This window comes from Streptomyces sp. WAC05292 (assembly GCF_003949955.1).
In the GTDB taxonomy this organism is placed as follows: domain Bacteria; phylum Actinomycetota; class Actinomycetes; order Streptomycetales; family Streptomycetaceae; genus Streptomyces; species Streptomyces globosus.
Genome location: NZ_RPSE01000374.1, coordinates 1 through 6175 on the forward strand (window position 1 = coordinate 1; position 6175 = coordinate 6175).

Annotated in this window: 6 protein-coding genes; 4 read left to right on the top strand and 2 right to left on the bottom strand. The window is 75.5% G+C overall.

Translation table 11 applies throughout. The features are described from left to right. Together EF903_RS34375 and EF903_RS27020 are read left to right on the top strand one after the other, a co-directional pair. A partial coding sequence (locus EF903_RS34375; protein ID WP_185902842.1) for a DUF6069 family protein occupies positions 1 to 412 on the top strand: 412 nt, incomplete at its 5' end. 107 nt (positions 413 to 519) lie between these two features. After that, positions 520 to 1152 (top strand): TetR/AcrR family transcriptional regulator, encoded by a 633-nt coding sequence (locus EF903_RS27020; RefSeq protein WP_125547479.1) that lies wholly within the window; start codon positions 520 to 522, stop codon positions 1150 to 1152. Between the two features lie 21 nt (positions 1153 to 1173). On the opposite strand, the gene EF903_RS27025 is transcribed toward EF903_RS27020, so the two are convergent. Continuing rightward, on the bottom strand, positions 1174 to 2673 hold the full coding sequence (locus EF903_RS27025; protein WP_399421782.1) for an LVIVD repeat-containing protein: 1500 nt from the start codon (positions 2671 to 2673) through the stop codon (positions 1174 to 1176). Between the two features lie 77 nt (positions 2674 to 2750). Between EF903_RS27025 and EF903_RS27030 the strand changes: the two genes are divergently transcribed. Continuing rightward, a complete protein-coding gene (locus EF903_RS27030) occupies positions 2751 to 3419 on the top strand; it encodes a DUF305 domain-containing protein (RefSeq protein ID WP_125547481.1) in 669 nt (222 codons plus the stop codon). A 52-nt stretch (positions 3420 to 3471) separates the two neighbouring features. Continuing rightward, positions 3472 to 4887 carry an FAD-dependent oxidoreductase gene (locus EF903_RS27035; RefSeq protein WP_125547483.1) on the top strand — a complete coding sequence of 472 codons (1416 nt, stop codon included), beginning with the start codon at positions 3472 to 3474 and terminating at the stop codon, positions 4885 to 4887. 75 nt (positions 4888 to 4962) lie between these two features. Here the strand turns inward: EF903_RS27035 and EF903_RS27040 are convergent. Beyond that, a partial coding sequence (locus tag EF903_RS27040; RefSeq protein WP_125547485.1) for a wax ester/triacylglycerol synthase family O-acyltransferase occupies positions 4963 to 6175 on the bottom strand: 1213 nt, incomplete at its 5' end.

Sequence of the window (6175 nt, forward strand, 5' to 3'; positions counted from 1 at the left end):
ACCGACAGCAGCGCCAGCCCGCCGTTCCCCCCTCGCCTGGTGGAAGCTCCTGGCCGCCGGCGCGGTCGGGGCAGCCGTCGTCAACCTGGTCGTGTTCGCCGTCGCCAGAGCCGCCGGCGCCTCGCTCGTCGTCATGGACCGCGGGCAGGAGCACCTGGTCACCATCGGCGGCGTCATCGGCTCGTCGGTAGTGCCCCTGGTCGCGGGCGTGGGCGCCGCCCTGCTGCTCGCGCTGTGGAAGCCGGTCTTCCTGCGCGTCGCGCAGTGGGTGGGCGGCGGGCTGGCGCTGCTGTCGGTGGCGGGCCCGCTGATGTCGGACACCGACGGCGGCACCGTCGCGGCCCTGTCGCTGATGCACGTCACCCTCGGCGTGGCGGTCGTCGCCATCCTGGAGCTGCGCCGCCGGCGATGAGGGTGTCCGGGCGCGGGCGTGCTCTGCGCGATCCCCCGCGTCGCGCAGAGCAGCCGGCGCCGTGCGCCGAGTATATTGGCTGGAAGCCAGTCAACGCAGGAGTAAGCATGTCGCCGCGCAGCGCATCGGTCAATGAAGAATTGCGGCGACGCTCCCGGGAGCGGCTTCTCCAGGCCACGGTGGAACTGGTCGGCGAGCGGGGCTACGAGGCCACGACGCTCGGGGACATCGCCGACCGGGCGGGCACCGCGCGGGGCCTCGTCTCGTATTACTTCCCGGGGAAGCGGCAGCTGCTCCAGTCGGCGGTGCACCGCCTGATGCACCTCACGCTGGAGGCGGCCCTGGAGCGGGAGCCGCGCAGCGAGGACGGCCGCGAGCGCCTCGCCCGCGCCGTCGACGCGGTGCTCGGGCTGGCCCGCGACCGGCCGCTGCTGATGCGGACGCACATGGCGGGCATCCTGCAGGCGGAGGGCTTCGTGCAGTGCCCCGAGCAGCAGCGGCTCGCCGCGCTGCTCAGGGACACCGTCGCGCGCTACGGCTCGGCCGACGTGGACACCGACTACCCGCTGCTGCGGGCCCTGCTGATGGGCGCGGTGGTGGCGGTGCTGCTGCCGGGCGCGCCGATGCCGGCGGCCCGGCTGCGGGCCGAGCTGTTCCAGCGGTACGGGCTGGACTGGGGGCTGGGCTTCCCGCCGGAGGCCGCGCCGCCGCCGGAGGGGACGCCTGCCGCCGCCCGGTAGCGGGGCCGGCGGCGGGCCGGGTCAGTGGTAGTCGGGCTGGGTCTGGACGTTGAGCCGGTCGAGCCGGACCCGCTCGGCGCTGTCGGTGCGCGGGTCGTCGATCCGGAGCACGTCGAGGCCCTTGGCGATGTCGTTCGAGTAGACGTGGCCGTTGTAGTAGTACGCGGACCACGAGCCGCCGAGGGAGAGCTCGCCGGCGCTGAGCGGGCCCCGCTCGAAGTAGCCGATCTCGCGGGGCTTGGCGGAGTCGGTGAAGTCCCAGACGGACACGCCGCCCTGGTACCAGGCCTGGACCATGATGTCGCGTCCGGCGGCCGGGACCAGCGAGCCGTTGTGGGCGACGCAGTTCTCGGTGTCGGCCTGGTGGCGCGGGATCTTGAAGTAGCTGCGGAAGGCCAGTTTCCGCTGGTCGCCGCGGCCGGTGATGTCGTAGATGCCGTTCGCGCCGCGGTTCGGGCCCGTGGCCTCGTTGCAGGTGGCGCCGCCGCCTCCGCCGAGCTCGTCGGTGAAGACGACCTTGTCCGCCTTCTCGTTGAAGGTCGCCGAGTGCCAGAACGCGAAGTTGGTGTTGTCCTGGACCCGGTCGATCACCCGCGGCCGCTCCGGGTCGCGGATGTCGAAGAGGATGCCGTCGCCCATGCACGCGCCGGCGGCGAGCTTCCTGGAGGGCAGGACGGTGATGTCGTGGCAGCCCGTGGTCTTGGAGACGCCGGGGTTGGTGGGCGCGCCGGGGTTGCCGCCGTCGGGGAACAGGACGGGGAAGCCGACCACGGCGGCCCGGGTGGGGGCCTTGCGCGGGACCTTCACGACGGAGATGCCGTCGTGCGGCGGACGGCAGTCGGGGAAGGCCTCGTTCGGGGAGTAGGAGGCGACGTACACGTAGATGTCCCGGCCGTCCGGCACGAGCGTGTGGGTGTGCGAACCGCAGGCGGTCTCGACGGACTTGATGTAGCGGGGGTTCTTCTTGTCCTTGATGTCGAAGATCTTGATGCCCTCCCAGGAGGACTTCTCGGTGGCCGGCTGCGAGACGCTGTTGCAGGAGTCGTCGCTGCGCGAGGAGTCGGTGGAGAGGAAGAGCAGGTCTCCGTGGACGGAGATGTCGTTCTGGCCGCCCGGGCACAGGACCGTGCTGACCGTCTTCGGGGCCTTGGGGTCGGCGATGTCGTAGATGGTGAAGCCGCCGTAGTTGCCGGCGTAGGCGTACCGGCCCTGGAAGGCGATGTCGGTGTTGATGTCGTCGGGGAACGCGCGGGGGATGTTGACCAGCGGTGTGACGTTGGGGCTGTGGACGATCTCGTCCTGGCCGGGGATCCCGCCGGGTGCGGGTGCGCGGCCGGCCGGCGGGGCCGCGCTCTGCGGGGCGCCGGCCCCGGGCTTGAACTCCCCGGGGTCGGGGGTCGCAGCCGCGGGGTGTGCGGCGAGCAGCGCGGCGAGGAGGCCGCCCGCCGCGGCGGCCGCCGTGCGGATCCTGCGCCTGCCGCGGCCGGTGCGCCGGGGATCGGCGGTGTGGTTCGGGGTCACTGTGCCCTCCCATGCTGTCCGGTCGATTCCGCTCTGGGTGGGAGTGGAATGCGGACGACGGCAGTATGTTCCTTACCATGGACATGGCAAAGGGCTTACCCGGTCGAATCCGCCGGCTCCTCAGTCCCGCCGCGGCGGCCGCCGGCATCCTCCTCACCCTCACCGGCTGTACGGCAGAAGGGCGCACGCCCCCCTCCGGTGACGCGGCCGCCGTCATCGCCCCAGGCAGGCCCGGTGAGGAGGCGCGCACCCTCTCCCCCGAGGAGGCGGCCCGCAGCCGGCCCGACGACAGCCCCAACGCCGCCGACCGGGCCTACATGCGGCACATGGTCGAACACCACGAACAAGCCATCCGGATGACCGCCCTCGCCCCGGACAGAGCCTCAAAGGACGCCGTCAGGCGGCTGGCCGAGCGGATCTCGGCGGCGCAGGCGCCGGAGATCGCCGTCATGCGGGCCTGGCTGGCCCGCCATCCCGGGCCCGCCGGCGCCGACGGCGGCGGCGGCCACGACCACGGCGCGATGCCGGGCATGGCCACCGAGCAGCAGCTGAAGGAACTCGAAGCGGCCCGCGGCGCCGACTTCGACCGGCTCTTCCTCACCCTGATGACCCGCCACCACGAGGGCGCCCTCACGATGGCCGGAGAGGTCCTGAAGGGCGGCAACAACGCGGCCGTCGAGGAGCTGGCCAACGAGGTCGTGGCCACGCAGAGCGCCGAGATCCACCGGATGCGGGCCATGGGCTGACGGCCCGCCGCCGCGGTGCCATGCTGGAGATCCCTGCGGGAGGAGTACCGCCGTGCTTCGTGTCGCCGTCGTCGGGTCGGGCCCGAGCGGGGTCTACACCGCCCAGACCCTGGTCGCGCAGCGGGAGGTGCCGGGCGTGCGCGTCGACGTCCTGGACCGGCTGCCGGCGCCCTACGGGCTCGTGCGGTACGGGGTAGCCCCCGACCACGAGAAGATCAAGTCGCTGCAGGGCAGCCTGCGCACCGTGCTGGAGGACGAGCGGATCCGCTTCCTCGGCAACGTCGAGGTCGGCGGGCCGCAGCTGTCCGCCGCGCGGCTGCTGGAGCTGTACCACGCCGTCGTGTACTGCGTGGGGGCCGCCCGCGACCGGCTGCTGGGGATCCCCGGCGAGGAGCTGCCCGGCGTGCACTCCGCGACGGAGTTCGTGGCCTGGTACAGCGGGCACCCGGACGCCGCGGGCGGAGCCTTCGACCTGTCCGGGGTCCGCTCCGCGGTGGTCGTCGGCGCGGGCAACGTCGCCGTGGACGTCACCCGGATGCTCGCCCGGGGCGAACCGGAGCTCGCGCCCACCGACATGCCGCAGCCGGCGCTCGGCGTCCTGGCCAAGAGCGGGGTGCGCGCGGTGTCGATGGTCGCCCGGCGCGGCCCCTCCCAGGCCAGGTTCACCACCAAGGAGCTGCGCGAGCTGGGCACGCTGCCCGGTGCCTCGGCCCTGGCCGACCCCGCCGAGCTGGCGCTCGACCCCGCCTACGCGGCGGGGCCGGAGGGGGCCGCCGCCCTGCCCGCGGTGGCCCGGCGCAACCTGGAGGTGCTCCGCGGCTGGGCCGAGCCCGGCGCGGACCGCCCGGCCGGCCCCGCGGAACGCCGCATCGCGCTGCGCTTCTACCTCCGCCCGGTGGAGGTGCTCGCCGGGCCCGGCGGGCGCGCCGCCGGGCTCCGCTTCGAGAGGACCGCGCCGGACGGCCGCGGCGGCGTCACCGGGACCGGCGCGTACGAGGACGTCGAGGCGGAGCTGGTGCTGCGCTCGGTGGGCTACCAGGGCGTCCCGCTGCCCGGGCTGCCCTTCGACCCGGCGAAGGCGACCGTCCCGCACGCGGCCGGCCGGGTCCTGCGGGCCGGCCGGGCCTCGGTCGGGGAGTACGTGGCCGGCTGGATCAAGCGCGGCCCGACCGGGGTGATCGGCACCAACCGGCCGTGCGCCAAGGAGACGGCCTCCTCCCTCCTCCAGGACGCGGGCGCCCTGGCCCGGCGCGAGCTGCCGGGCGACCCGCTGGACGCGCTGCGCGCGGCCGGGCTGCGGCCCGTGGAGTGGGCCGGGTGGCTGGCCATCGAGGCCGCCGAGGCCGATCTGGGCCGGTCGCTCGGCCGCCGCTCGGTGAAGATCCCGGACTGGGCGGGGCTGCTCGCCGCCGCGGGCGGGCGGGCGGCCTCCGGCGCGGAGGCGCACGCCGCCGCCCCGTCCGCCTGAGCCGGCCCCTCCTCCCGCCCCGTCCGGGCCCGCCCGGGGCGGCCGGGCCTGCGTCGGCCGGGCCCGGACGGGGTGTCAGAACACCTCGCGGACGAGGTCCTCCAGCTCGGTGCGGAGCGCCTCGGCCAGCGCGGCCAGGTCGGGGACGGCCTCCGCGTCGGCGACGAGCCCGTAGTGGACGGTGTCCTTGTACGTGGACACCGCGACGGCGAGCGCGTGCCCCTGTGCCAGCGGCGCCAGCGGGTAGACCTCCCGGACCCGGCTGCCGCCGAGGGAGAAGGTGAACCCGGGCAGCGGGACGCTGGTGACCAGGATGTCGAAGAGCAGCCGCGCCGCCTGCGCCACCAGCGGGCCGCCCAGCCGGTGCCCCAGCGGGTGGACGTGGTCGGCGAGGAGGGCGACGGCCCCGGCCCCGCGGGACGGGCCGGCGTCCTTGTTGCGGTCCATGCCGCTGCGCACCCGCTGGAGCCGGCGCAGCGGGTCGGGCTCGTCGAGCGGGAGCCGCAGCAGGTAGCCGGAGAGCCGGTTGCCGTACTTCGCGCCGGTACCGGGCCTGCGGCGGGAGACCGGTATCAGCGCCCTCGGCCCGGCCCCGGGGGCGGCGGGGCTGCCCCGGTCGGCCAGCCACCGCCGCAGGGCTCCCGCCACGAGGGTGATCAGGACGTCGTTGACGGTGCCGCCTGCGACCTTGCGGATGCGGTTGACGTCGTCGAGGTCGAGGGCCAGGGCGGCCACCGCGCGGGTGCCGCTTCCGCCCGCGGTGGCCGTCAGGGCGGCGGGCACTCCGATCGGCAGGCCCGAGCGGGCCACCGCGGCACCGATCTCCAGCGCCTGGCCGACGCCCTGGAGGCGGGCGGCGAGGGCGCCTTGGAGGCTGCGCAGGGACCCGGCCGGGGCCGGGGCGGGGACGGGCCGCGGGGTGCTCCGGCCGGGCGGCGGTCCCTCGTCGAAGAGGTGGGCGGCCAGGACCAGTGCGGCGAGCCCGTCGGCCAGCGCGTGGTGGAACTTGAACAGGACGCAGAAGGAGCGCGGGTCGGGGCCCGCCAGGACGTGCGCCTCCCAGGGGGGCCGGTCCCGGTCCAGCGGCCTCGCCATCAGCGGGCCGGCGGCGGCCGACGGGTCGTCGGTGCGGACGAGGAAGACGTGCCGGGCCGGGTCGAAGTCGGCGTCCGGCGCCCAGGCGGCCGCGCCCACCGGGAGGAGCACGTCGTGGATGCGGCGGCGCAGGCCGGGGACGCGGGCGCAGCGGGCGGCGAGGAGTGCGGCGGCGCGGGCCGCGGGGTCGGGG